We start from the raw sequence: 26188 nt of genomic DNA, 5'->3' as shown, positions 1-26188 counted from the left end.
TATGTACAGTAAAATATTAGGAACAGGCAGCTATTTGCCATCGCAAGTTCGTACCAATGCTGATCTGGAAAAAATGGTTGATACTTCTGATGAATGGATTGTAACGCGTACGGGTATTAAAGAGAGACGAATTTCAGCTGACGATGAGAACGTGTCCACAATGGGTTTCCAAGCAGCAAAAAATGCGCTGGAAATGGCACAGGTCGACAGCAGTGAAATTGGTTTAATTATTGTCGCGACAACATCCGCAACTCACGCATTCCCAAGCGCTGCATGTCAAATTCAGCAAATGCTGGAAATTAATGACTGTGCGGCATTTGATGTAGCAGCAGCTTGCGCTGGTTTTACTTATGCTATCAGTATCGCTGATCAGTTCGTTAAAACGGGCATGACTAAAAAAGCATTGGTGATTGGTGCGGATGCGTTATCTAAAACGTTAGACCCGAATGATCGCGGAACCATTATTCTATTTGGTGATGCTGCGGGCGCTGTGGTAATTGGCGCTTCTGAAGAACCGGGTATCATTTCTACACATCTGCACGCTGATGGGCGTTATGGAGATTTACTCTCCTTACCAAACCGTAGCCGCTGTTCAGATGACCAAGCTTACTTGTCCATGACAGGTAACGAAGTATTCAAAGTTGCTGTGCGTGAATTAGCCCATATCGTTGATGAAACATTGGCGCAAAACGACATAGCAAAAGAAGAACTTGATTGGTTAGTACCACATCAAGCAAATTTACGAATTATTTCCGCGACCGCAAAAAAATTGGATATGACCATGGATAAAGTGGTTGTTACGCTGGATCGTCATGGAAATACTTCTGCGGCATCAGTCCCAACAGCACTCGATGAAGCAGTGCGTGATGGTCGCATTCAGCGTGGCCAATTAGTGTTATTAGAAGCATTTGGTGGCGGCTTTACTTGGGGCTCCGCACTGGTTCGTTTTTAATTTACTGAGAAAACAAACATGACACAATTTGCTATGGTATTCCCGGGACAAGGTTCCCAGTCTTTAGGAATGTTAGCTGATTTAGCAGAACAAAATCAGCTGGTTAAAGAAACATTCGCTGAAGCGTCTGAAGCATTGGGTTACGATCTCTGGGCACTAGTTCAAAATGGACCCGAAGAAGAGTTAAATAAAACATGGCAGACTCAACCCGCATTATTAGCAGCGTCTGTAGCTATCTTCCGTGTTTGGCAAGCAAAAAATGGCAAAATGCCTGCATTGATGGCAGGTCACAGCCTTGGAGAATATTCAGCGCTAGTTTGTGCGGGCGTTATCGACTTCAAACAAGCCATTAAATTAGTGGAACTGCGCGGTAAACTGATGCAAGAAGCGGTTCCTGAAGGCACGGGCGCAATGTATGCAATCATCGGTTTAGATAACGAATCTATCGAGAAAGCATGCAAGGATGCAGCACAAGGGCAGGTGGTTTCACCTGTTAACTTTAACTCACCGGGTCAAGTTGTTATTGCGGGTGAGAAAGCTGCGGTTGAGCGTGCAGGTGCTGCTTGTAAAGAAGCCGGCGCAAAACGTGCATTGCCACTGTCTGTAAGCGTGCCTTCCCACTGTGCATTAATGAAGCCAGCTGCAGATAAATTAGCTGAAGCATTAGAAAAAATTGAATTTTGTGAGCCGACCTATCCAGTTATTAACAACGTTGATGTTAAAATGGAAACGTCTGCGAAAAATATCCGTGATGCATTAGTGCGCCAATTATATAATCCGGTGCGCTGGACTGAAACAGTCGAATTCATGGCAGAACAAGGCATTGAGCAATTGGTTGAGATGGGTCCAGGTAAAGTCCTGACTGGTCTAACCAAGCGAATTGTCTCTAATTTAACTGCCGTTGCAGTCAATGATCCTGTATCATTAGACTCGGCTTTAGAAACTATCTGAGGACGACAATGAGCTTTGAAGGAAAAATTGCACTGGTAACTGGTGCTAGCCGTGGGATCGGTAAAGCGATTGCTTTAACCTTGACTGCACGCGGTGCGACCGTTATCGGTACTGCAACAAGCGAAAAAGGCGCGCAAGCAATTACTGCCTATTTAGATGGCAAAGGTAAAGGCTTAGCGTTAAACGTGACAGATCCAGCATCAATTGAAGAAACATTGACCCAGATCCGTGCGGAATTTGGCGAAATTGATATTTTAGTTAATAATGCTGGTATTACGCGTGATAACTTATTGATGCGTATGAAGGATGATGAGTGGCAAGATATTATTGACACGAATCTTTCATCCGTTTACCGTTTGTCTAAATCCGTTTTGCGTGCCATGATGAAAAAGCGTTGTGGGCGTATTATTTCTATCGCATCTGTTGTGGGTGTCATGGGAAATGCGGGACAAACAAACTACGCGGCAGCGAAAGCTGGGCTGATTGGTTTTAGTAAATCATTAGCTCGAGAAGTCGCTTCTCGTGGTATCACTGTTAACGTTGTAGCGCCTGGTTTTATCGAAACTGATATGACTAAGGCATTGACAGACGAACAACGTGCAGGCATTTTATCTCAGGTTCCTGCGAATAGACTGGGTGATGCACAAGAAATTGCCAGTGCTGTAGCATTTTTAGCTTCTGACGAAGCTGCTTACATCACAGGTGAAACATTGCATGTCAATGGTGGCATGTACATGATCTAAAGAAATGAGGGAACCATTTGCATATTTTTGTGTTATCTAATACAAAATTATGCAAAATAATGGTTTCCACAGCCGGGATTGGGTTGTATCTTTTCCTGTATTTCATAAACTACGAAAACCATCGCGAAAGCGAGTTTTGATAGGAATTTTAATAGTATGAGCACTATCGAAGAACGCGTTAAGAAAATCATCGTTGAACAACTGGGTGTTAAAGAGGAAGAAGTTGTGAATACAGCTTCATTTGTTGATGACTTGGGCGCTGATTCTCTTGACACAGTAGAACTGGTTATGGCTCTGGAAGAAGAGTTCGATTGCGAAATCCCTGACGAAGAAGCTGAAAAGATCACTACAGTACAGGCTGCAATTGACTACGTCAAAGCATCTGAGTAATAGCGGTAAAACTTATCTAGGCGATCATTCGATCGCCTATGTTTCTTTTGTAACTAATTCCCTCCTTGGAGGACATACGTGTCTAAGCGTCGTGTAGTCGTAACCGGACTGGGCATGTTATCTCCTGTCGGCAACGCAGTTGAGTCATCATGGAAAGCTGTTTGTGACGGACAGAGTGGTATCAGCCTAATCGATCATTTTGATACTACTAACCACGCAACTAAATTTGCTGGCTTAGTAAAAGATTTCAACTACGAAGATTTTGACATCTCTCGCAAAGATGCGAAGAAGATGGACCCATTTATTCAATACGGTATTGCTGCGGGCTATCAAGCTATCAAAGATGCTGAATTGGAAGTAACAGAAGCCAATGCTACTCGTATCGGTTTGGCGATTGGTTCTGGTATTGGCGGGTTAGGTCTCATTCAAGACAACTGTGAATCTATGTTACACGGCGGTCCTCGTAAAGTGAGCCCATTCTTCGTACCTTCAACAATCATCAATATGGTTGCTGGTCACTTAAGCATTATGTATGGCTTTCGTGGTCCTAGCATCTCAATCGCTACTGCATGTACCTCTGGTGTTCATAATATTGGGCACGCAGCACGTATGATTGCGTATGGTGATGCTGATGTGATGTTGGCAGGTGGTGCCGAAAAAGCAACAACACCATTAGGTGTCGCTGGCTTTGGTGCAGCACGTGCATTATCAACCCGTAATGATGACCCACAAGCGGCTAGTCGCCCATGGGACAAAGACCGTGACGGTTTTGTTCTGGGTGATGGTGCAGGGGTTATCGTACTTGAAGAATATGAACATGCTAAAGCGCGTGGTGCGAAAATTTACGCAGAAGTCGCAGGCTTTGGTATGAGCAGTGATGCTTACCACATGACGTCACCACCAGAAAATGGTGAAGGCGCTGCATTAGCGATGGTGAATGCGCTAAATGATGCAGGCATTAAGCCAAGTGATATTGGCTATATCAATGCTCACGGTACATCAACACCAGCAGGTGACTTAGCGGAAGCGCAAGCGGTTATCTCTGTATTTGGTGAAGACACGAATGTATTAGTCAGTTCAACAAAATCCATGACAGGTCACTTATTAGGTGCTGCGGGTGCGATTGAATCTATCTTTACTATTCTGTCTCTGTGTGACCAAATCATTCCACCAACAATCAACTTAGATAATCCTGATGAGGGTTGTAAGCTTGATTTTGTTCCGGGTGAAGCCCGTAAAGTTGAAAACATGGAGTATGCTCTGTGTAACTCATTCGGCTTTGGTGGTACTAACGGTTCCTTAATTTTCCGTCGTTATCACGCGGAATAATCAATAATACCGTGCATTTCTAAGCTCCAGTGTCTTTGATACTGGGGCTTTATTTTTACCTTCTTTTTGCAGTACTCTTTGCTTTAGTTTATGATATTACACACTATGTTACTGCCTGATTTATCAGCTTTTATTATAAGAAATGGTCATGACTTATTGGGTTAACAGGGTTTCTTGTCAACAAATTGATATTACCGATCGCGCTATCGCCTTTGGTGATGGCTGCTTTACGACTATCCATGGTGTGAATCAACAAGCAAAGATGTTAGATAAGCACATTTTACGCCTACAGCAGGATTCTGCTCGTCTCAAATTACCGGTGATAGATTGGCCACAACTGACGCGACATATTGAAGAGGTTTGTGAGCAGCAAACGGATGAAGAGTTTGTGGTGAAAGTCATGTTAAGTCGTGGTCAGGGCGGTCGAGGTTATAGCTCTCAAGGATTTGAACATCCGACAATTATCGTGATGGTTTCTCCTTTCCCAAAACACTACGCAGCATTACAGTGCCAAGGGGCGTCGTTGTTGCTCAGTCAAATTCCATTAAGCCGCAATCCACTCTTAGCTGGCATGAAGCACTTAAATCGATTAGAGCAAGTGTTGATCCGCCAAGAAATTGATGATGCAAAATTAGACGAGGCCGTGGTGTTAGATACGAATGGCGCCATCGTTGAATGCTGTAGCGCCAATATTTTTTGGCGTATAGGGCGTGATGTTTACACTCCGATTCTTAGTCACTCCGGCGTCAATGGATTAATGAGACAAAAGATCATAGCACAGCTCAATAATAGTCAGTACCATCTGGCAGAAGTCGAGCGCTTTCCCGCCATTTTGACTCAATGTGATGAAGTGATTATTTGCAATGCTTTAATGCCTGTTTTACCGGTGAAAAGTATTCGGTTTTCAGAAGATAAAACAATCCGTTATCAATCAAGAGAACTGTTTGAGTATTTACTATTACAGCGACAAATTTAAAGCTGATAACTATTTAACTTATATCATTCATCGACAAACAATTATTCATCGACAAACAATGCACTTAAGTGACCCATAATGAAATTAGCGAAAAAAATAACACTGATTGTCTTTGTCCTTGCGGTTATTGGCGCGATTGTGGTGTATCTGCAATATCGCCAAATTCTTGATTATGCGAAAAAGCCCATAAACATTGTCCAAGAAACAATTTTTACTGTGCCTTCTGGAACAGGGCGAGTGGCCTTAGAAGCGTTGCTTATCAAAGAAAAATTCATTGAAGAAGGGCATAATTTCCAACTTCTTCTTAAAGCGCGTCCTGAATTAGCTCAATTCAAAGCGGGCACCTATCGCTTACAGCCAAATATGACTGTGGAGCAATTATTAGCGTTGATCGCCAGTGGAAAAGAAGCACAATTTAGTATTCGTTTTATTGAAGGTAACAAATTGGCTGATTGGAGCAATATTTTGCGTGATGCTCCCTATATGCAACATAAAACTCAAGATGCTACGCCAACTGAGCTTTATGCCATGCTGGATTTTAAAGAGGGAGATAACCTCGAAGGTTGGTTATACCCCGATACCTATTTATACACTGCGGGAACCAGCGACGTTGAGATACTCAAGCGCGCTTATAAACGCATGCAAGCTGCGGTGGACGAAGAGTGGAAAGGTCGCGATAAAGATCTACCCTATAAGAATGCCTATGAAATGTTGATCATGGCATCGATTGTTGAAAAAGAGACTGGCGTGGACAACGAACGTGCGCAGGTTGCTTCGGTGTTTGTGAATCGCTTGAAGAAAAATATGCGCTTACAAACAGATCCTACGGTTATCTACGGGTTAGGGGAAAACTATCGTGGTAAAATTTACCGTAGTGATTTGGATAACTATACCGCGTATAACACGTATAAAATCGATGGTTTACCGCCAACACCAATTGCCATGCCGGGTCTGGCTTCGATAAAAGCGGCAGCTCATCCAGCAAAAACAGATTATTTATACTTTGTCGCCGACGGTACAGGCGGACATACTTTTAGTCGCAATCTTAACGACCATAACCGCGCTGTTAAGGTTTACCGACAAATTGAGCAAAAGAATTGATAAACGAAATGAAAAACCAATTTATTGTTATTGAAGGATTAGAAGGTGCGGGTAAAACGACGGCAATCAATACCGTTGTTGACACATTAAAACAAGCTGGCATCCATGATATGGTGTTTACCCGTGAACCGGGTGGTACGCCGCTTGCGGAAAAACTACGTGAATTGATAAAGCAAGGCATTGAAGGTGATAGAGTCACCGACAAAGCTGAGCTATTAATGTTGTACGCGGCGCGTGTTCAGTTAGTTGATACCGTCATCAAGCCTGCGCTTTCTGCAGGAAAATGGGTTATCGGTGACAGACACGATTTATCCTCCCAAGCTTATCAAGGTGGTGGCCGTGAAATCGACCGCCATTTAATGGCTTCATTAAGAGACCTCGTCCTTGGTGAATTTAAACCTGCACTGACGCTCTATTTAGATTTACCGCCAGAATTGGGTTTACAACGCGCCCGCTCTCGCGGTGAATTAGACCGTATTGAGAAAGAATCACTGGCTTTCTTTGAACGTACTCGAGCGCGTTATTTAGAATTGGCAGCGGCAGACGACACGATTTTAACCATCGATGCGAGCCAAAATATTGAACAGGTGCAAGCCGATATTCGCAGTACTTTACTGACGTGGCTGGCAAAATAAGGCACTAATGATGAATTGGTATCCGTGGCTTAATGAGACTTATCGTCAATTAATTAGCGCCTATCAAGCAGGACGTGGACACCACGCGTTGTTGATTCACTCAATAGCGGGCAATGGGGCTGAGGCATTAAGCTATGGCGTGAGCCGTTGGTTGATTTGCCAAGATAAAGACGGTTTAAAAAGCTGTGGAGAGTGCCATAGCTGCCGCTTAATGTTGGCAGGTACACATCCTGATTATCATGTTCTAGAGCCTGAAAAAGGGAAAACAACCATCAGTGTTGATGCGGTTCGTAAACTGACAGAAACGTTAAGTGGTCATGCACAGCAAAGTGGTGCAAAAGTCATTTCCATTCCCGATGCACAAGCACTGACGGATGCCGCGGCTAATGCGCTGCTCAAAACCTTAGAAGAGCCCGCAGGGCAAACCTACTTTTTATTAGGTTGTGAAAAAATTGATAGTTTGCTGGCGACATTAAGAAGTCGCTGTTTAACTCATTTTTTACCTGCACCGGATCAGCAAGTTGCGTTGTATTGGCTGCAAAAACAGCAGGCGGGCTTATCCGCAGAAGATGCTGTGACTGCGTTAACATTGTGTCAAGGTGCTCCTGTTGCCGCATTACAGTTGCTTAAGCCGGAGCAGTGGCAACGACGTCAGCTATTGTGCAATGAGTTAGAGCAGAGCTTACGTCAGAAAGATTTTTTAAAGCTTTTGCCAGCGTTAAATACTGACAATGGACCTGAATGCATTAATTGGCTACTCGGGTTAATTGCCGATGGCATAAAATTGCAGCAAAAAGCAGGGCAATATGTTGTTAACCAAGATAAAATGGCGTGCGTCACTTTGTTGGCTACATCCATGAGCAGCTCGCAGCTATTGGATGTGTATAGCCAGTGGCAAGGGTGTCGTTACCAGCTATTAACCGTGCCTGCACTGAATCAGGAATTGATCCTGACCAACCAATTATTACACTGGGAAGCGTTATTCGCTTCGCCTTCAAGATAAAAAGAGTAGACTATGTTTGTTGTTGATTCACACTGCCATCTCGATTGTTTAGATTACGAAAAACTACACACTAACGTCGATGATGTTATTGCAAAGGCATCTGCACGAGATGTCGGCTTTATGTTAGCCGTGGCAACCACTTTGCCAGGTTTTGAAAGCATGAAACAGTTAATTGGAAAGCGCGACAATGTCGCGTTTTCTTGCGGTATTCATCCATTGAACTTGGATGAAGGTTATGATTTTGAAAAATTGGCGCAATTAGCGGCGGGCAGTGAAGTGGTCGCGCTCGGTGAAACGGGCTTAGATTACTATTATCAGCAAGAGAATGCGGCACTACAGCAAGAGTCATTTCGTCAGCATATTCGTATTGGTCGTCAAGTGAATAAGCCCGTGATTGTGCATACTCGTTCCGCTCGAGAAGATACACTGACTATTTTACGTGAAGAGAAAGTTGACGAGTGTGGCGGTGTGTTGCATTGCTTTACGGAAGACCAACAAACGGCCATCGATTTACTGGATTTAGGGATGTATATCTCTTTTTCTGGTATTGTCACGTTCCGTAATGCTGAACAGATCCGAGAAGCAGCGCGAGTTGTGCCATTAGATAGAATTTTAGTGGAAACAGATTCACCTTATTTAGCCCCAGTACCGCATCGTGGTAAAGAGAACCAACCTGCGTATGTGCGTGATGTGGTGGAGTATATGGCTGTATTGAAAGGGGTGAGTGTTGAGGAAATGGCACAAATTACCACAGAAAACTTCAACCGTTTATTCCATTTACACGTTGGGCAATAAATAGATAACGATTAAATTATTAAGGAATTTGTCATGGCAGAAGAGACTATTTTCAGTAAAATTATTCGACGTGAAATCCCGTCTGAGATCGTCTATCAAGACGAACTGGTCACTGCATTTCGTGATATCGCGGCACAAGCACCGACGCATATTTTGATTATTCCGAACAAATTAATTCCAACCGTGAATGATGTGACGATCGATGATGAGCTGGCATTAGGTCGCTTATTTACCGTGGCGGCGAAAATTGCGAAAGAAGAAGGGATTGCTGAAGATGGCTATCGCCTGATTATGAACTGTAACAAGCATTCAGGGCAAGAAGTCTTCCACATTCATATGCACTTAGTGGGGGGACGTCCATTAGGCCCATTGTTGGCTAAGTAATTCATCATGAAACGTGCTGCATCAACCTTAAAATACATCGCCACACTGAGCTTACTCATGTTGTTTCTCAGTGGTTGTGCTTGGAATAAAAAAACAGGGTTATCATTTAATGATCAGCAGCGCATCGTGATGGAGCCTTCCGTGCTAGCAGCGGGCGTGATTGTAGAAAAACCAGTGATCAAGGTCGGTAGTGTAACGGCGACCGCAACTATCAATATGAGCAATATTGAAAAGAAACCGGTCACTGTGATGTATCGTATCTTTTGGTATGACGAGCAAGGACTGAGAGTGGATTCAACAAAGAGTCAATCTCAAGTCATCCCTGCTAATTCGTCAGTGATGCTAAAAGAGGTCACAACATCCCCGCTTGCACGTAATGCGCGTATCTATGTTTTCTTACCTTCAATAGCTGGAGAGTCACAATGAAACGGATCTTATTGGTCGCAGCAACAGCATTTATTTTGGCAGGTTGTCCGTCAGTCCCTCAAGGGCCTAAACCCCCGATTGTTCCAGTTGAACCGAGTGTAACACCGAAACAGCCTGAAAAGCAGCCGGAATTAACACCTCCACCACCAACAGACACAGTACCGATGCCACCAAAGCAGCAAACCATTGATTGGGCTGGGGCATTACAGCCGTTAGTCAAGAAAATGGTGGCGGACGATGGTGTTGAAAGTGGCAAAGTTTTGCTGGTCGATTCTGTCAAAAATAATACCAGCGGAAGTTTACCTTCACAGGCAGTCACGGCTGCATTAACCAGTGAAGTCATGAAAACCAATAAGTTTAAAGTGGTTCCTCAAGGCGTCGTCAGTGCTGCCCGTAAAACATTGGGACTGTCGCAGGATGATAGTCTGGTAACTCGCAGTAAAGCGATTGGTTTAGGACGTTACGTCCAAGCGCAATATGTGATTTACAGTGTCATGTCAGGCTCTTCTAAAGAACGCAGCATTGAAATGCAGTTAATGGACGTGCAAACCGGTGAGATTGTGTGGTTTGGAAAACAGAGTATTGAGTAATCAATCATCACTGTTTGCATTACTTGCTGAATGCTTCCCAGCTGTTTTAGCATCATGCTGGGAAGTCTCGCCATTAGCAGGGTTATCAGGTGGCAGCTATTTAGTTGAAAAGCGATACGCTACTCAAACTCAAGATACGGTTCCTTCCATCAAATTAATCGCCCGCTCAGATGGGCAAGCGCAAAATGCGTTGTATGTTAATCGCCGTAAAGAAGCGCATATTCTTAAGCAACTGAAAGATTTTCCTTATTCACCTCAAGTCATCTGGCGTAATACCCATTGGTTATTATTGGAATGGGTTGATGGAGACCATCCTAGCTGCGAACAATTTCTTTCCTCTGAATTTCAAAAAAACTTGGCAGAGATCGTTGCTAAGCTCCATAATCATGACGTATTAAATTACCGATTACCGTTACGTAATGAGATTGCTCATTATGGCTATTTAATTGATAATAAAAGAGTCTCTGCACGCTGGAAGCGGGTACATCGTCGCTTTCTACGCACGCCAATGCCAAAGGTATTAAAGCTCGCACCCGCTCATATGGATATTCATCCGGGCAATGTGCTGTGTGAGCAAGGGGTACCAAAAATGCTGGTGGATTGGGAATATGCGGCAAATACCGATATTGGTTTGTCCTTAGAAACCTATTTTCAATTCAATAGCTTGACGGTAGAACAGCGAGATTATTTCTTGACGCAATATTGCTACACCTATGGCGCCTATAAAGATAAATTCCGTTTGGCAGAGCACTGCCTGCAATGGGAGCCGTGGGTCAAATACATGACGTTAATGTGGTATGAAGTCCAGTGGAGCCAGCGTCAAGAAGCGCAGTTTTTAAACGATTCCTCCCCATTACGAGACTATTTTGGTCTTTGATTGGGTAATATAAAATCTCTGTGAATACACGAGAATTTGTGAAAATTAATCAAGTGAGGCATGTTATGGGTCCGATAATGCTGGATGTTCAGGGTTATGAACTGGACAACGAAGAGCGTGAAATTTTAGCTCATCCACTGGTAGGCGGGTTGATTTTATTTACTCGTAACTTCCATGATGCGGCACAGTTGCGTGAGTTAGTGCGACAAATCCGTGATGCATCAAGACACCGTTTATTGATTGCTGTGGATCAAGAAGGTGGCCGTGTACAGCGTTTTCGTGATGGGTTTACCGCATTACCTTCTGCACAAGCTTTTGCTGAACTGAACAATCAGATGGATGGTGCTAAATTAGCACAAGAAGCAGGCTGGTTAATGGCCGCAGAAATGATTGCTATGGATATCGACATTAGCTTTGCACCTGTGCTGGATTTAGGGCATGAAAGCATCGCCATTGGTGAGCGTTCATTCCATGCAGATCCTGAAATTGCGATGATGATGGCAGAGCGTTTTATTCGCGGTATGCACAGCGCAGGAATGAAAACCACAGGTAAACACTTCCCTGGGCATGGCGCCGTCAAAGCAGATTCCCATAAAGAAACGCCACGAGATGATCGCCCACTCGAGCAAATTCGTGGCAAAGATATGTCTATTTTTAAAGACTTTATTCAGCGTGAATTGCTTGATGCGATTATGCCTGCTCACGTGGTTTATACTCAAGCGGACGACCGTCCTGCGAGTGGTTCACCATTCTGGCTAAAATCGGTATTACGTGAGCAGCTTGGTTTCGATGGCGTTATCTTCTCTGATGACTTATCGATGGAAGGTGCTGCCATTATGGGAAGTTACCCAGAGAGAGCGAAAGCCTCATTGAATGCGGGCTGTGACATGATCCTTGTTTGTAATAATCGAGAAGGTGCGGTGAGCGTACTGGATAATTTACCGAAACAAAGTGACAGCCGCGCTTCTAAGCTGTACCACAGTGGCCGCCAGTATTCACTGAATGAGCTACAATCGGTGGATCGTTGGAAGCAAAGTCACCGTCAATTAGTCGAATTACATGAAAAATGGCAAGAACACCGTAACCGCTAATTAAACTGTGTTGAAATTGAACCGATGGGATAATGACCCATCGGTTTTTTTTATCCTAAATTCACTGAATAAGTTACGGGTAACCTCATTGATATAAATTGAATAGAAGCAAAGATAGAGATTATCCAAATTGATTAGTAATACTGTATCTATATTCAATATGTGTGTAAAAATCACACGTTAATATTAGTTGCTACATGGAATTAACTAGGAATAATTCCTAGTTAGAATGATTAATTGGCGTTAAATAATCTCTCTATAGATGATAAATATTCTTCATTTCAACTAATCAAACCAGTATATCGCTTAAAAACAGAATGATTGACTTAGCCATTTATTTAAATAGAAGGTCTGAATTATGGGTTAATGTTATTGATTTAAATAAAAATGTTATTTCACTTTAGTAAATAACATTTCATTAAAATATAGATGACTAAAATAGCAAAATTATTGTTTAAATATGGAATTCAATTAATAGCTGCAATAGCCAATAAAGTGATTGATATCACATCGAATGATGTGTGATTTGCAATGTATCTGGTTTGTTGTGACGCTGATCGTGTTAATTGACATAAAATTACGTTAGCATACTTTTCATTATGAATATCAACGCAAAGTGCTCCTTATCAGAGTGCGGTTGAATATTGCCCAAATAAGTTTGAAATCATGGTGTGAACTTAAATTAAATTCGCACGTTTGGATTAATTATTTCGACTTATAAAATAATTAAATTTTATTCTTAACGCCAAGAAAATAAATTGTGCTTAAAGAATAGAGGATGCAACTTAAATTAAATAATCATTAAAGACTATTGCAGTAATTAAAGCTAAATAAAATTGTTACTTATTGAAAGATAGCAAGGTGCCATAACACCCAATGAAAATTGGGTGCGGGTAGTTATATTCTAATAATCACGACTAGGTTTAATTTAAATGAAAGTCAAAAAAATAGCGTTAATATTGTTTCCATCTTGTTTCGTTGCGTTTGGGGCTAATGCTGGCGATTGGGAAAATGCCATCAAGGAAAACTCATTTGTTGCAGATTCTGAATTAGAACTTTCTACACGAAATATGTGGAAATACCTGAAGTCAGAAAACCGTTACGATGCCAACGAGCAACGTTACAGAAAACAAGTTGCACAAGCTTGGGGTCAGAATATTCAGTTAGACTACCAATCAGGGTATTTTGCTGATTTTATCGGGTTTGATGCTTCTTATTACGGCGCAATCAAACTGGCAGCAAGTAAAGACTTCGCCTCTCGAGCAATTTTATATAACGATGATGGCGAAGCGAAAGGCTATAACAAAATTGGTCAGCGTTACGCTAAATTTAAATTAGATTTTGAACCTGTTAATTTCAAAGGTAAAGCGGGTTGGTTCACGTTGAAAAATACGGGGATTTTTACCAACTCTCAGCGTTTATCTTTAAACACCTATAATGGTTATTATACCAACACCGCAATTAGCGATTGGAACTTAGATTTGCTCTATCTTGATGGCAAAGTGATGCGTCGTGATAGCCCAAATATTGACAGAATGTATTTCCGTGACGGAAATGGTGTTAATCACGATATCAACCATGTGGTTACAGGTGGCATTAACTACAACACCAAACCATTGAAAGCTTCTTATTTTATTGGTCAGGCTGATGATGTTTTCCGTCAACAAGGTTTAGAGATCAAATATAAACTTAACTCAGATATCACCTTATCTTCTCAAATTTATGGTCATGAATATGGTAGCGATGGTAAGCGTACATCGACAGATACCAAACGTGGCAAACAAAACTTTGATAAGCGTGCTTGGCACTATGCGGGTGAAATTGAGTGGCGCGTTCCAGAAACACCATGGACTTTAATGACGGGCATCACGCATACCACCGCACATAAAACCAATGGCGTAGGGCAATTTGCACGTAACCCAATTGGTAACACCCGTGGACGTTTTAACTCACCAGCCTATGCCGATATCGACTATGTTCGTGATGGCGAAACCATGTTGGCGTTAAAAGCCGAATATCAAGTTAACCCAACTTGGTCTGTCGGGGCTAACAGTAACTACAGTGAATTCTCTTACTCCGGTGAGCGTTTAAAACAAGGTCAGGTTGGCTTATTTACTTACTGGAAACCAACTGAAAACCTTTCCGTTTCATTAAGTGGCGGTATGGGCTGGCACCATCAGCAAGAGTCTGATAACTCCACGCCAAAACTGTATGATGGTGAGTCGCGTCGTGCACATTCTTTATCCGGTTCGATGACAACCACTTATCGCTTTAAAATGTAATTGAGGGCAATGAATAGATGAATCATAAAATCAGTTTAGTGACATTGCTGGTATCAGGTGCTTTATTAGCAGGCTGTGCCACAAAACAGAGCGATACCGTAAAAGTTCAAGTCATTGGTATTAACGATTTCCACGGTGCATTACAAGCGCCGGGGGATGGTAAACTCGGTGGAATCGAATCCATTGCGACACTGGTTAAGCAATTAAAAGCGGAAAACGACAACACCATTATTGTCGGCGCAGGGGATTTAGTGGGTGCGAGTCCATTACTGTCATCGATGTTCTACGATGAACCGACCATTGAAGCGCTTAGCGCAATTGGTCTTGAGACTAGTGCAGTCGGTAACCATGAGTTCGACAAAGGTAAAATCGAGTTACTGAGAAAGCAAAATGGTGGATGCCATCCTACCGCAGGCTGTGTGGGTAAAGAGTCTTTTGCTGGTGCAGACTTTAACTATTTAGCCGCGAACGTGATTGTCAAAGAGACCGGTGAGACGCTATTCCCATCTTATTACGTTAAGAAGTTTGATGGCGTACCAATGGCATTTATTGGCTTAACGCTGGAAGGAACGCCTGCCATCGTTACACCAAGTGGTACTGCGGGCTTAGAGTTTAAAAATGAAGCCGAAACCATTAACCAGCAAGTGAAATTGCTTAAGGCGCAAGGTATTCGCAGTATTGGTGTTTTGATCCACGAAGGGGCAACTCAGCAAGTGGATACCAAGGTTAAAGATATTAACCGTTGCGATAACATCAAAGGACCTATTGTCGAGATCGTTAAGCAGCTCGATGCGGATGTGGACTTTGTGGTGAGCGGCCATACGCATCAAGCGTATAACTGTGATATTAATGGAAAAAAAGTCATTTCAGCACAATCTAACGGGACATTATTGTCTCAATTGAATATTGAAATCGATAGAAAAACCAAGGATATCGTTAGCATTAATGCGAAAAATATTCCGGTAGAAACCAGCCGTTATGAGAAAGATCCACAATTAAGCCGTTTTATCCAAAACTATGAACGCATCTCCAAACCGATTGCTGAACAAGTGATGGGTACGTTGAGTGCGCCGGCGGATAAAAAACTAGCGGCGGGTGGGGATTCAACATTAGGTAAAATTATCGCCGATGCTCAGTTATATGTTGCTGCGACTCCAGATGCGGGCGGCGCTCAAATTGCCTTTATGAACAGCGGCGGTATTCGTGCTGATCTCAAAGCAGGGGAGCTGACTTACGGTGATATCTTTACGGTGCAGCCATTCTCGAATGTGGTCGTTACGCAATCATTAACTGGCGCGCAAATCAAACAAGCGTTAGAGCAACAGTGGGATCGTGAACGCCCGCAAGTCATGCCAGTTTCCCACGGTTTTTATTACGAATGGGATGACAGTCGTGCGGTAGGCGATAAAGTGATTGCAAGCTCAATGAAATTAAATGGTAAGCCAATCGATATGAAGAAAAACTATCGTGTCGCTGCCAATGAATTTCTGGCAACCGGTGGTAGCCGTTTCTCTGCCTTTAAACAAGGTAAAGACCGTATCTATAGCCTGCCGGATAACGAAGCGCTGATGAAATACTTCAAAGATAACTCGCCAATTCAGTTGCCGACTGACGAACGTATTAAGAAAGTGAAGTAAAATACCCCCACAAAATGCTAGGTTTCCAAGCCCGAGAATAACGCCATTCTCGGGCTTTTTTGTCTCTAAGTTAAATAAAGCTGACTCGTTTCTTTTTTTTCAAAAAATGATTTGACGAGCGTGATCGTTGTCATAATAATCAACTAAATTGATTTGCATCAACATTTGGTATGACCAAATAACCAAGCATGATATTCTTCAAACCCAAACAAAATAAAAGACGGTGAATTAGTGTTATTTAAGTTTTTTGTTATTAGAAATCTTAAATAACATTAATATATTTTATATGAGGGGCGTATGACCTTAACTCAACCTAAAATCGTTGTTGTAGGCGGTGGTGCTGGTGGTTTAGAACTGGCAACACGTTTAGGACGTAAATTAGGGCGTAAAAAACGTGCGGATATCACACTGATTGATCGTAACCCAAGCCATTTATGGAAGCCATTACTTCATGAAGTGGCGACAGGTTCACTGGATGATGGTGTTGATGCTATTAGCTATTTAGCCCATGCTCGTCACAATGCATTTCACTTCCAATTAGGCTCCCTCACGAATATCGACCGAGAAAACAAAAAAGTGGTTCTCGGTGAATTGCGTGATAAAGATGGCGAGCTGTTAGTGCCATTGCGTGAAATTGATTACGATATTTTAGTCATGGCGTTGGGAAGTGCCTCGAATGATTTTGGTACCCCAGGCGTAAAAGAAAACTGCATTTTCCTTGATAGTCCTGCACAAGCTCACCGCTTTCACGATGAAATGCTGAATTTATTCTTGCGTTATTCAGTACGTGATAATGCGGAAGAAAAAGTGAATATCGCCATTGTCGGCGGTGGAGCAACGGGGGTTGAGCTTTCTGCAGAACTGTATAATGCAGTGGAGCAGTTAACAAGCTATGGTTTTAAAGGGTTAGACACTGATGCGTTAAATGTGACGCTAGTGGAAGCGGGGGAGCGTATTTTACCTGCGCTACCTCCACGCATTTCAAGCGCAGCACACCAAGAACTGAATAAATTGGGCGTGAAAGTTTTAACCAAGACCATGGTGACCAGCGCGGATGCCGATGGCTTAAATACCAAAGAAGACGGCAAAATTTATGCTGACTTAATGGTGTGGGCGGCTGGGATCAAAGCACCTGACTTTATGAAAGATATTGCAGGTTTAGAAACAAACCGTATCAATCAGTTGGTGGTTAAGCCGACATTACAAACCACGTTGGATGATGGAATTTTCGCTATTGGTGACTGTGCGTCTTGTGCAAAACCAGAAGGTGGTTTTGTCCCACCAAGAGCACAATCCGCTCATCAAATGGCGAGCTTATGCTATGACAATATCGTGGCATTAATGAAAGATAAGCCACTGAAAAACTATATTTACAAAGATCATGGTTCATTAGTTTCGTTATCTCGTTTTAGTACGGTAGGTAGCTTGATGGGGAACTTAATGCGTGGAGATATGATGGTAGAAGGGCGTATAGCTCGTTTTGTCTACATTTCCCTATATCGCATGCACCAAATTGCATTACATGGCTATATAAAAACGGGCTTAATGATGCTGGTTGGCAGCATTAACCGTATTATTCGACCTAAACTGAAATTACATTAATCTGTAGTTATCGTTTTTTCAGTTCTGCAATCGCAAGGATATACACGGTTATCAGTGAATAATCGTGTGTATCCTCCAATCAGAATAAAGATGTATTTAAAATAATAGACCCAGTTAAAATGGTACATATATTTTAAATATTTATTCATTAAATAAACGCCATAAAGTCAGCTAATTACCCTAATGAGTTTGGGTTAAGTGTGATTTAATACAAAAAGGCAGCATATTGTTAATTTAAATCGCTCATGATATCCATTCATTGGGGTTTTTATTTTTTTTTGTTATAAAACAAAGTAGTAGGTGGGCTTTTTATTTGGTGTAATATATTGAAATGGATTTAGTTAATTATTTACGACTATTCACGGTAAACTTATTACGCGTAAGTAAATAAGATGTATGTCTCATACTCAGACTAATCTAAAAAACCATATTTATTGTATGTAATTAATGTAGTTGATACTAGATAAGCTACAATAGCTAACACATTCACTATTTAAAAAAAGGGCAAGCGATGAAGCTAAAAATTAAGTTGTTGTTAGCCGCATTCGTTGTTGTTTGCCTAATTGCTGTCGTTTATTTCTCTTTTGTGCGCAGTGACGAAGTAAAAATTGCCACTGTTTTATCTACCGAACCCATTAGGGCAACGCGTATGGTGGAACATGAAAACTGTTCGGTCACGGGTATTTTAGGCACATTCACGCAAGAGTCGTTATCTCGTTGGCATCCCGCTCAACGCGAATGCAGAACCATTTTGATGATCCAATCCTTACAAGGCAGGTCGCTACCTCCATTCTCCAGCAATGAACCAAGAACGTGTGTGATCACCAAAAGTTTAGAGCAGATTATTGTGGGTTATGATGTGATTTACCGTATTGGCGATACGATTGGTAAAGTGAGAATGCCGTATGAGCCAACGGTGTTTATTCCTCTAAATGAAAATGGGCAGTTAGATTTAACCATGTCCAGTAAAGCGGCATGTGAAACCCTGCGTGAAGGGGCAAAAGGCATTTTGCCATTCTACTGTATGAAGCCAGATGACCTACCAAAAGCTTACCAACCGTCTACCGTACTGGAAGTTAAAACGGGTAAAAATACCTTTGGAATGTTTGAGTAGAAAGAGAAAGCATGCTGAAAAAATTACTGGAATTTTTAGGTTTCAGGTCACGCAATATCCCCTCATTTAATGAACTCATGTTGAAAGCCAAAAGTGGTGACCTCGATGCACAGTACGAGATTGGTACTCTGTATGATGTAGGGGAAGGCGTTGAAGAGAATGAGGAAAAAGCCATTGAGTGGTATCTGAAAGCGGCTAGCCAAGGGCATGCTCAAGCGCAATATATGATGGGCATGATGTATGAAACCAGTGAGCGTTTATCTGATGACTCTCACCAATCCTTAGAATGGTTTCAGAAATCTGCGGCGCAGGGCAATAGCGATGCTCTGGGACACTTAGAAGCGATAGGTCATTCGATAGATAATAAAAAGTAGTCATTTATTGGTTAAAACTACATAAAAGAAAGCCATCGAATCGTAGTGAATCGATGGCTTTTTTGTTGAGGATGATTGCCCCTACGATACCAGCTGATGCTCATCAAAATCAGCGACTAGCTGCTTGATAAAGTCTAAACGCGTCGCTCTGTCGGCTAAATCGTGGAAGAATTTCAAACGGACAGGCCCTTCCATGCGGAACGTTTTCGGCTGATTTTGCAGTAAGCTGATTAAGAACATCGGATCGACTTTGTTGCGTTCATTAAACTCAATAAATCCGCCTTTCTCATGAGCTTCAATCCGCTTCATGCCCAGTTTCTGCGCTTGTAAACGAATGCCTGCTGTCGACAGCAAGAATTTACCTGCATCAGGTAAGGTACCAAAGCGGTCGATTAGCTCGATACGCAGCTCATCCAGTTCGGTCTGATCTTTAGCGCTGGCAATACGTTTATAGAAAGACAGGCGGATATTCACATCATGGATATACTCATCAGGCAGCAGTACTGGCATACGCAGTTCCACTTCAGTTTGCTGACTGGTGAGATCCTCCAGGGATGGCTCGCGTCCTTCTTTCAGTGCATCGACCGCACTTTCGAGTAACTCCATATATAAGGTGAAACCGATGGTAGTCATCTGCCCACTTTGGTCTTCCCCCAATAGCTCGCCAGCTCCACGAATTTCAAGGTCATGAGTCGCTAGCGCAAACCCAGCCCCTAAATCTTCAAGAGACGATATTGCTTCAAGGCGTTTCTGTGCATCGGTGGTCATGGCTTTTGGATGCGGTGTCAGCAGGTAAGCATAAGCTTGGTGATGGGAACGACCCACACGACCGCGTAGCTGATGCAACTGCGCTAAACCAAAGTGGTCAGCACGTTCAATAATAATGGTATTTGCGGTTGGGATGTCGATACCCGTTTCAATAATCGTGGTGCAGATCAAGACATTAAACCGTTGATGGTGGAAATCCGTCATAACTCGCTCAAGTTCGCGCTCTCGCATCTGTCCATGACCCACAACAAATCGCGCTTCAGGCACTAAGGCTTCAAGACGCGCTTTGGCTTTTTCGATATTTTCCACATCATTATAAAGATAATAAACCTGACCGCCGCGTAAGGTTTCCCGCAGAATCGCTTCGCGCACCACTAAATCATCATATTGGCGAACAAAGGTTTTTACGGCTAAGCGGCGAGCGGGTGGGGTTGCGATAATTGATAAATCCCGCATACCACTCATCGCCATATTCAGGGTACGTGGAATAGGTGTCGCCGTTAAGGTCAGAATATCCACGTCAGCACGCATCGCTTTAATGCGCTCTTTATGACGAACTCCGAAACGGTGCTCTTCATCCACTACCAGTAAACCCAGATCTTTCCATTGAATATCGCTTTGTAGCAATTTATGGGTACCAATCAAAATATCCACTTTGCCTTCTGCGGCCTCCGCAATAATTTGTTGCTGCTCTTTGGCCGTTTTAAAGCGCGATAGCATTTCGATACGTACTGGCCAATTCGCAAAGCGGTCGCGGAAATTATCATAATGTTGCTGGGCTAGTAGAGTGGTAGGAACCAGTACAGCCACTTGCTTATTATTGTTGACCGCTAAAAATGCAGCTCGCATGGCGACTTCTGTTTTACCAAAGCCCACATCGCCACAGACTAAGCGATCCATTGCCAGAGGCTGGCACATATCACTCAATACTGCATTAATCGCCATCTCTTGGTCGGTGGTAGTTTCGAATGGGAAACCTTGGCAAAATTCTTGGTACTGCTCTTTATCATGTTTGAAGGCGAATCCGGCTTTTGCGGCTCGCTGAGCATAAATATCCAGAAGTTCGGCTGCCACATCTCGCACTTTTTCCGCCGCTTTTTGGCGAGCGCGTCCCCAACTGTCACTACCCAACTTATGCAGCGGTGCATTTTCATCGGCTCCACCTGCATAGCGGCTAATTAAATGTAATGAAGAAACAGGGACATACAGTTTATCTTCGCCTGCGTAGGTGAGGATCAAATACTCGGCGGGAACACCACCCGCTTCTAAGGTGATTAAGCCTTGATAGCGTCCGACACCATGCTCAATATGAACCACGGGTTGACCCGGGCGTAGCTCTGCAAGGTTACGAATGAGCGTATCGGTATTGATGGTGCGGCGTTGGTCACTGCGGCGGCGAACAACTCGTTCACCCAGTAAATCGCTTTCGCAAATTAATGCGCGGTGGCTTTCTGGCTGAATAAAGCCGTGCTCTGCTGCGCCAATCGTAATGGCAAAACGGTCTTGGGTTTGATCAAAATAATTGCTGATAATTTCAGGGCGGATTTTCAGGCGAGCGAGTAATTCACTCACCGTTTCTCGGCGTCCTTCACTCTCCACGGAGAACACAATCGTGCCATCAAACTGTTCGGTGAACTGACGCAGTTTTTCTAATGGGTTTTTACTTTGCCCTTGAGTGCTAATATCCGGAAGTGGCTGATAGTCTAAATTGGTATTGGCGGCTTTCTTCGGTAATTTTTCCGTAGACAGCTGTACCCGAGGCCAATTTTTTAAGTTTTGATTCAGCTGTTCGACGGTTAACCATAACTCGGCAGGGGGAAGCAATGGGCGCATTGGGTCAACACCACGGCTTTCATAGCGTTGCTGAGCATCTTGCTGGAACCGCTCTGCGGGTTCTTGCAGATTTTGCGAAACAAATAGGGTGTTAGCGGGTAAATATTCAAATAAAGAGGGCAACGGTTCAGCGAAAAACAGTGGCTGCCAATACTCAATCCCACTTGGCAGGGTGTTTTTACTCACTTGCTGATAGATATGTTCCGGATCACGACGAACTTCAAAACGTTCGCGCCATTGGCTACGAAAACGCTCGATAGCGTCTTTATCGGTCGGAAACTCGTGAGCTGGCAACAAGTTGATTGCGCTGACTTCTTCTAAAGTGCGTTGGGTATCGACGTCAAAGGTGCGTAGGCTATCAATTTCATCATCAAAAAAGTCGATACGAAATGGCAGGTCGCTACCCATTGGGAATAAGTCGAGTAATGCTCCGCGAATCGCATATTCACCATGCTCAAGTACTTGCTCAACATGGCGATATCCGGCTTTATCTAGTTCGTCTCGCAGGCTATCGCGTGAGAGCTTATCGCCTTTAGCCATCACTAAAGCATGTCCCGTTAGAAAATCAGCAGGGCATACCTTCTGCATTAAGGTATTAACGGGGAGGATCAGCGCCCCTTTTTGCAGTGTTGGCAAGCGGTATAGAGTGGATAAACGGTGAGAAATGATTTCTTGATGCGGCGAAAAATTATCGTAGGGTAGCGTTTCCCAATCCGACAGTGTCTCTATAGGATGTTGGGTAAACTGTTGAAGTTCATCACGAACGCGTAATGCGTTTTGCATATCACGCGTAACAATCACGACAGGACCTTGATGGCGTTCAATCATTTCTGCGCATTCTAAGGGACCCGCAGCACCAATTAAGCAGCCTAAATGGCGGACATCTCCAGCACGACTGGGCAGTTCATAACGATAATTTGACGACATAGAAATATTCAGCTTCTCATAGCTAACTAGTTAATTAATGATTAGTTAGGCAATTAAAAATTAATTAAACGACCCACAGAACTCATTGAGTAGTCTGAAAGTGATCTAAACAAATAGTATTTATAATAAAAAAAACCACAAAAGCGCGGTTGGGTGGTTCCATTCATCAATCGTACCCTTTATTATCCCTGAACACTTCGCTTTGGCAACAGGGACATTACGTTTTCATGCATCAATCTGTCTCACTCTTTATAGGTCTGCGCTATATGCGTGGGCGCGCAGTCGATAAATTTGGACGTTTTGTGTCCAGCTTGTCGGCAATAGGCATAACCCTTGGTGTTGCGGCATTGATTGCCGTGACGTCTGTGATGAATGGTTTTGAACGTTCGTTACAAGATAGCATACTTGCTTATATGCCACAGGCCATATTGACCTCAAATACGGGAAATATCGATCCCAATCAACATCCCATCACGGACTTAAAAAACCTCAAAGGCGTTAAGAAAATTGAGCCGATTGTTCAGTCGGAAGTGGTTTTACAAAGTCGAACTAACGTAGGAGTGGGAGTGATGGGAGGAATTCGTTCCGATGAGTCCTCCTTGTTACTCGATAAGCTGATAAGCGGGGATCGCCGTGATTTAATCGATGGGGAATACAACGTTTTTCTCGGTAATCGACTGGCGGAAACCCTCGGCGTAAAACGCGGCGACCAAGTACGCTTGATTATTCCCGGCGTGAGCCAATTAACCCCAATGGGGCGTATACCTAGCCAGCGTTTATTTACGGTTGCGGGTATTTTTCAAACGAATGGCGAAGCGGATACGAGCGAATTGATTGTTGCTCAGCCTGATGCAGCGCGAATGCTACGTTATCCAACCGGAAATATTACTGGCTGGCGTTTATATCTGGACGAACCTCTGCAAGTGGATGTGGCGAGCAAACAGACACTGCCGGAAGGGTTAGTTTGGACAGATTGGCGTGAGCGTAAAGGCGAATTTTTCCAAGCAGTAAGAATGGAAAAAAACATGATGGGTCTGCTGCTGAGTCTGATTATTGCGGTAGCGGCCTTTAATATCATTACGTCGTTATCCTTATTAGTCATGGAAAAACAAGGCGAAGTGGCGATTTTGAAAACCTTAGGGCTCAAACGTAGCAAAATCCTGACTATCTTTATGATCCAAGGTGCGGGCGCGGGCATTATCGGTACATTGATTGGTACCGTGTTGGGTACGCTGCTATCGAGCCAATTGAACGTAATTATGCCGTTAATTGGCTTATTACCACGGGGAGTGGCACTCCCGATTGTACTCGATTATCCGGGTATTTTAATTATTGCGCTGTGCGCGATGCTGATTTCTTTGCTGGCGACGCTTTATCCTTCTTGGCGTGCGGCAGCGGTACAACCTGCTGAGGCTTTACGATATGAATAACCAACCACTTCTGGTCTGTGAACATTTAAGTAAGATTTATCAAGAAGGCGCACTCTCCACAGAAGTGTTAAAGAATGTCAGCTTCACGATGAATGAAGGCGAAACTATGGCTATCGTGGGTAGCTCAGGTTCCGGTAAAAGTACCTTATTACACCTGCTTGGCGGGTTAGATACGCCATCTCAAGGTAATGTCATTTTCCGTGGGCAGCAGATTAATCAGCTTTCTTCCGACGCCCGTGCGGCAATTCGTAATAAAGACCTCGGTTTTATTTATCAATTCCACCATTTATTACCTGATTTTACAGCATTAGAAAATGTGGCGATGCCACTGTTAATTGGCGGTGTTGCGAAAGCAACGGCGTTTGCGAAAGCCACCGAAATGTTAAAAGCGGTAGGGTTAGAGCACCGAGCCAATCATCGCCCATCTGAATTATCTGGTGGTGAGCGCCAACGTGTTGCTATTGCTCGTGCATTGGTGAATGACCCCGCGTTAGTGCTGGCGGATGAACCAACAGGTAACCTCGATTTGCGTAATGCGGATGCGATTTTTGAATTATTGGGTGAACTAAACCGCAAGCAAAAAACGGCATTTTTAGTGGTCACCCATGATATGAAACTGGCGAGTCGTCTATCCCGACGTTTAGAAATGCGTGATGGTCATTTGCAACAGGAAATTACGCTGGGGGCAATGTAATGATTAAAATGCCTCTGACGCTATTAGCGGCATTGCGATTTAGCCGAGGACGTCGCCGGACAGAAATGGTGTCTTTGGTGTCGATTGTTTCGACCCTTGGCATTGTCTTAGGTGTGGCGGTGTTAATTATCGGCTTAAGTGCCATGAATGGCTTTGAGCGAGAACTGAATAACCGCGTGCTCTCGGTGGTGCCTCACGGGCAAATCTACGCGGTTGAAGCCCCTTATCAAGATTGGGAATTTGCCCAAAATGTGATCCGTAAAACGCCGGGAGTGCAAGGGGTCAGCCCCTATGTGAATTTTACGGGGCTACTTGAGCGCGGCGCGAACCTGAAAGCCATCCAGATTATGGGCGTTTCTCACGAGACGGAATCCCAAGTCAGTGCATTGCCTGAGTTTATCCTAAATGATGCGTGGCAACATTTTGAGGCGGGTAAACAGTCAATCATTTTAGGGCAAGGGGTGGCGAATTCGCTGAATGTAAAAGTCGGGGATTGGATAACAATTATGATTCCGAATACCGATGACAGCATGAAAATTCAGCAACCTAAGCGTATTCGTGTCCAAGTGACGGGAATTTTTCGTTTAAGTGGATTACTCGACCATCAGCTTGCTTTAGTTCCGCTAGCGGATGCACAGGAATATCTCGGTTATGGAAACGGCATTAGCGGTTTTGAAATTAAAGCTAAAGATCCTTTCGAAGCCGATAAAGTGGTGTATGACGCTGGGCTTAAAACGATGCATCATGTGGTCGTGAAAAGCTGGATAGGCGATTACGGCTATATGTACAACGACATTCAAGTGGTTCGTAGTGTCATGTACTTGGCGATGATTTTAGTCATCGGGGTCGCTTGTTTTAATATTGTCTCTACGCTAGTGATGGCAGTCAAAGATAAAAGCAGTGATATTGCAGTTCTGCGGACATTGGGGGCAAAAGATAGGCAAATTCGCGCAATCTTCCTGTGGTATGGCTTAATCGGGGGGCTGGTTGGTTCACTTATCGGTGTGGTGCTGGGGGTACTAATCTCCTTGAATTTAACCACAATAATTAAGGGACTTGAAGTGATTATCGGTCATCCTATCTTATCAGGGGATATCTATTTTATTGACTTCCTGCCTTCCGAACTGCATGTGATGGATGTGATTTATGTGCTGTCCACCGCGGTTGTTCTGAGCTTATTAGCTAGCTGGTATCCAGCAAGACGCGCAAGTAAGTTAGACCCAGCCCGCATTCTAAGCGGTCAGTAATCAATAAGGCGCGAGTGGAAACAGTCGCGCCTTGTTT

24 protein-coding genes are annotated in these 26188 nt (G+C 43.4%); 23 read left to right on the top strand and 1 reads right to left on the bottom strand.

Features of this window, described 5'->3' with window-relative positions:
* Nucleotide 1: 1 nt before the first annotated feature.
* From M5X66_RS10020 to M5X66_RS09925, 20 genes are all read left to right on the top strand, one after another.
* Nucleotides 2-952, top strand: a complete 951-nt coding sequence (locus M5X66_RS10020) for a beta-ketoacyl-ACP synthase III (RefSeq protein WP_036953071.1) — start codon at nucleotides 2-4, stop codon at nucleotides 950-952.
* Nucleotides 953-970: 18 nt separating this feature from the next.
* Complete coding sequence (gene fabD, locus M5X66_RS10015) at nucleotides 971-1903, top strand: ACP S-malonyltransferase (RefSeq protein ID WP_036953073.1); 933 nt, start codon at nucleotides 971-973, stop codon at nucleotides 1901-1903.
* 8 nt (nucleotides 1904-1911) lie between these two features.
* Nucleotides 1912-2646, top strand: coding sequence for a 3-oxoacyl-ACP reductase FabG (fabG, locus tag M5X66_RS10010; protein ID WP_036953075.1), 735 nt, complete (start codon nucleotides 1912-1914; stop codon nucleotides 2644-2646).
* Nucleotides 2647-2802: 156 nt separating this feature from the next.
* Entirely contained in the window at nucleotides 2803-3036 is a 234-nt protein-coding gene (gene acpP, locus M5X66_RS10005; protein WP_006660807.1) for an acyl carrier protein, read from the top strand.
* 78 nt (nucleotides 3037-3114) lie between these two features.
* Nucleotides 3115-4365 carry a beta-ketoacyl-ACP synthase II gene (fabF, locus tag M5X66_RS10000; protein ID WP_036953077.1) on the top strand — a complete coding sequence of 417 codons (1251 nt, stop codon included), beginning with the start codon at nucleotides 3115-3117 and terminating at the stop codon, nucleotides 4363-4365.
* Nucleotides 4366-4513: 148 nt separating this feature from the next.
* Nucleotides 4514-5341, top strand: a complete 828-nt coding sequence (gene pabC, locus M5X66_RS09995) for an aminodeoxychorismate lyase (RefSeq protein WP_036953079.1) — start codon at nucleotides 4514-4516, stop codon at nucleotides 5339-5341.
* Between the two features lie 78 nt (nucleotides 5342-5419).
* Nucleotides 5420-6442, top strand: coding sequence for an endolytic transglycosylase MltG (mltG, locus tag M5X66_RS09990; RefSeq protein WP_154599456.1), 1023 nt, complete (start codon nucleotides 5420-5422; stop codon nucleotides 6440-6442).
* Nucleotides 6443-6450: 8 nt separating this feature from the next.
* Nucleotides 6451-7077, top strand: coding sequence for a dTMP kinase (tmk, locus tag M5X66_RS09985; protein WP_036953082.1), 627 nt, complete (start codon nucleotides 6451-6453; stop codon nucleotides 7075-7077).
* Nucleotides 7078-7087: 10 nt separating this feature from the next.
* Nucleotides 7088-8080, top strand: a complete 993-nt coding sequence (gene holB, locus M5X66_RS09980; protein ID WP_154599499.1) for a DNA polymerase III subunit delta' — start codon at nucleotides 7088-7090, stop codon at nucleotides 8078-8080.
* A 12-nt stretch (nucleotides 8081-8092) separates the two neighbouring features.
* Nucleotides 8093-8875 (top strand): metal-dependent hydrolase, encoded by a 783-nt coding sequence (locus tag M5X66_RS09975; protein ID WP_036953086.1) that lies wholly within the window; start codon nucleotides 8093-8095, stop codon nucleotides 8873-8875.
* Between the two features lie 33 nt (nucleotides 8876-8908).
* Entirely contained in the window at nucleotides 8909-9259 is a 351-nt protein-coding gene (gene hinT / locus M5X66_RS09970; RefSeq protein ID WP_036953089.1) for a purine nucleoside phosphoramidase, read from the top strand.
* Between the two features lie 6 nt (nucleotides 9260-9265).
* Complete coding sequence (locus M5X66_RS09965; protein ID WP_036953092.1) at nucleotides 9266-9685, top strand: YcfL family protein; 420 nt, start codon at nucleotides 9266-9268, stop codon at nucleotides 9683-9685.
* Nucleotides 9682-10275 carry a penicillin-binding protein activator LpoB gene (gene lpoB, locus M5X66_RS09960; protein WP_270103493.1) on the top strand — a complete coding sequence of 198 codons (594 nt, stop codon included), beginning with the start codon at nucleotides 9682-9684 and terminating at the stop codon, nucleotides 10273-10275. The genes M5X66_RS09965 and lpoB overlap by 4 nt, the downstream gene beginning before the upstream one ends.
* Nucleotides 10268-11152, top strand: a complete 885-nt coding sequence (locus M5X66_RS09955) for a phosphotransferase (protein WP_270103492.1) — start codon at nucleotides 10268-10270, stop codon at nucleotides 11150-11152. The genes lpoB and M5X66_RS09955 overlap by 8 nt, the downstream gene beginning before the upstream one ends.
* Nucleotides 11153-11217: 65 nt before the next feature.
* A complete protein-coding gene (gene nagZ / locus M5X66_RS09950) occupies nucleotides 11218-12243 on the top strand; it encodes a beta-N-acetylhexosaminidase (protein WP_036953098.1) in 1026 nt (341 codons plus the stop codon).
* A gap of 932 nt (nucleotides 12244-13175) precedes the next feature.
* The gene (locus M5X66_RS09945) at nucleotides 13176-14525 is read left to right on the top strand and encodes an OprD family outer membrane porin (protein WP_036953100.1); all 1350 of its coding nucleotides are present in this window, start codon (nucleotides 13176-13178) and stop codon (nucleotides 14523-14525) included.
* Nucleotides 14526-14542: 17 nt separating this feature from the next.
* On the top strand, nucleotides 14543-16162 hold the full coding sequence (locus M5X66_RS09940; RefSeq protein ID WP_108477958.1) for a bifunctional metallophosphatase/5'-nucleotidase: 1620 nt from the start codon (nucleotides 14543-14545) through the stop codon (nucleotides 16160-16162).
* A gap of 297 nt (nucleotides 16163-16459) precedes the next feature.
* A complete protein-coding gene (locus tag M5X66_RS09935; RefSeq protein WP_154599458.1) occupies nucleotides 16460-17764 on the top strand; it encodes an NAD(P)/FAD-dependent oxidoreductase in 1305 nt (434 codons plus the stop codon).
* Between the two features lie 511 nt (nucleotides 17765-18275).
* Nucleotides 18276-18878, top strand: coding sequence for a UmoD family flagellar biogenesis regulator (gene umoD, locus M5X66_RS09930; protein WP_036953106.1), 603 nt, complete (start codon nucleotides 18276-18278; stop codon nucleotides 18876-18878).
* A gap of 11 nt (nucleotides 18879-18889) precedes the next feature.
* A complete protein-coding gene (locus M5X66_RS09925; protein ID WP_154599459.1) occupies nucleotides 18890-19252 on the top strand; it encodes a tetratricopeptide repeat protein in 363 nt (120 codons plus the stop codon).
* A gap of 81 nt (nucleotides 19253-19333) precedes the next feature.
* Here the strand turns inward: M5X66_RS09925 and mfd are convergent, their stop codons facing one another.
* The gene (gene mfd, locus M5X66_RS09920) at nucleotides 19334-22780 is read right to left on the bottom strand and encodes a transcription-repair coupling factor (protein WP_108477961.1); all 3447 of its coding nucleotides are present in this window, start codon (nucleotides 22778-22780) and stop codon (nucleotides 19334-19336) included.
* Nucleotides 22781-23007: 227 nt separating this feature from the next.
* Between mfd and lolC the strand changes: the two genes are divergently transcribed.
* The 3 genes from lolC to lolE are packed head-to-tail and all read left to right on the top strand — an operon-like array spanning nucleotide 23008 to nucleotide 26151.
* A complete protein-coding gene (gene lolC / locus M5X66_RS09915) occupies nucleotides 23008-24210 on the top strand; it encodes a lipoprotein-releasing ABC transporter permease subunit LolC (RefSeq protein ID WP_036953110.1) in 1203 nt (400 codons plus the stop codon).
* Nucleotides 24203-24904, top strand: a complete 702-nt coding sequence (lolD, locus tag M5X66_RS09910; RefSeq protein WP_036953112.1) for a lipoprotein-releasing ABC transporter ATP-binding protein LolD — start codon at nucleotides 24203-24205, stop codon at nucleotides 24902-24904. Before lolC ends, lolD begins: the two co-directional genes overlap by 8 nt.
* Complete coding sequence (gene lolE / locus M5X66_RS09905) at nucleotides 24904-26151, top strand: lipoprotein-releasing ABC transporter permease subunit LolE (RefSeq protein WP_036953114.1); 1248 nt, start codon at nucleotides 24904-24906, stop codon at nucleotides 26149-26151. Before lolD ends, lolE begins: the two co-directional genes overlap by 1 nt.
* Nucleotides 26152-26188 lie beyond the last annotated feature (37 nt).

Origin of the sequence: Providencia sp. PROV188, assembly GCF_027595165.1 — a bacterium.
In the GTDB taxonomy this organism is placed as follows: domain Bacteria; phylum Pseudomonadota; class Gammaproteobacteria; order Enterobacterales; family Enterobacteriaceae; genus Providencia; species Providencia lanzhouensis.
Note: the sequence above shows the minus strand (reverse complement) of the source record. Positions and strands in the feature narration are given on the sequence as shown.

Bases quoted from the DNA above. Each gene is read 5' to 3' on its own strand.
- M5X66_RS10020 (WP_036953071.1), top strand. From the start codon at position 2: ATGTACAGTAAAATATTAGGAACAGGCAGCTATTTGCCATCGCAAGTT.
- lpoB (WP_270103493.1), top strand. From the start codon at position 9,682: ATGAAACGGATCTTATTGGTCGCAGCAACAGCATTTATTTTGGCAGGT.
- nagZ (WP_036953098.1), top strand. From the start codon at position 11,218: ATGGGTCCGATAATGCTGGATGTTCAGGGTTATGAACTGGACAACGAA.
- pabC (WP_036953079.1), top strand. From the start codon at position 4,514: ATGACTTATTGGGTTAACAGGGTTTCTTGTCAACAAATTGATATTACC.
- mfd (WP_108477961.1), bottom strand. From the start codon at position 22,780: ATGTCGTCAAATTATCGTTATGAACTGCCCAGTCGTGCTGGAGATGTC.
- lolE (WP_036953114.1), top strand. From the start codon at position 24,904: ATGATTAAAATGCCTCTGACGCTATTAGCGGCATTGCGATTTAGCCGA.
- M5X66_RS09965 (WP_036953092.1), top strand. From the start codon at position 9,266: ATGAAACGTGCTGCATCAACCTTAAAATACATCGCCACACTGAGCTTA.
- fabG (WP_036953075.1), top strand. From the start codon at position 1,912: ATGAGCTTTGAAGGAAAAATTGCACTGGTAACTGGTGCTAGCCGTGGG.
- tmk (WP_036953082.1), top strand. From the start codon at position 6,451: ATGAAAAACCAATTTATTGTTATTGAAGGATTAGAAGGTGCGGGTAAA.
- holB (WP_154599499.1), top strand. From the start codon at position 7,088: ATGAATTGGTATCCGTGGCTTAATGAGACTTATCGTCAATTAATTAGC.
- fabD (WP_036953073.1), top strand. From the start codon at position 971: ATGACACAATTTGCTATGGTATTCCCGGGACAAGGTTCCCAGTCTTTA.
- lolD (WP_036953112.1), top strand. From the start codon at position 24,203: ATGAATAACCAACCACTTCTGGTCTGTGAACATTTAAGTAAGATTTAT.
- M5X66_RS09945 (WP_036953100.1), top strand. From the start codon at position 13,176: ATGAAAGTCAAAAAAATAGCGTTAATATTGTTTCCATCTTGTTTCGTT.
- mltG (WP_154599456.1), top strand. From the start codon at position 5,420: ATGAAATTAGCGAAAAAAATAACACTGATTGTCTTTGTCCTTGCGGTT.
- M5X66_RS09975 (WP_036953086.1), top strand. From the start codon at position 8,093: ATGTTTGTTGTTGATTCACACTGCCATCTCGATTGTTTAGATTACGAA.
- M5X66_RS09935 (WP_154599458.1), top strand. From the start codon at position 16,460: ATGACCTTAACTCAACCTAAAATCGTTGTTGTAGGCGGTGGTGCTGGT.
- M5X66_RS09940 (WP_108477958.1), top strand. From the start codon at position 14,543: ATGAATCATAAAATCAGTTTAGTGACATTGCTGGTATCAGGTGCTTTA.
- umoD (WP_036953106.1), top strand. From the start codon at position 18,276: ATGAAGCTAAAAATTAAGTTGTTGTTAGCCGCATTCGTTGTTGTTTGC.
- M5X66_RS09925 (WP_154599459.1), top strand. From the start codon at position 18,890: ATGCTGAAAAAATTACTGGAATTTTTAGGTTTCAGGTCACGCAATATC.
- hinT (WP_036953089.1), top strand. From the start codon at position 8,909: ATGGCAGAAGAGACTATTTTCAGTAAAATTATTCGACGTGAAATCCCG.
- lolC (WP_036953110.1), top strand. From the start codon at position 23,008: ATGCATCAATCTGTCTCACTCTTTATAGGTCTGCGCTATATGCGTGGG.
- acpP (WP_006660807.1), top strand. From the start codon at position 2,803: ATGAGCACTATCGAAGAACGCGTTAAGAAAATCATCGTTGAACAACTG.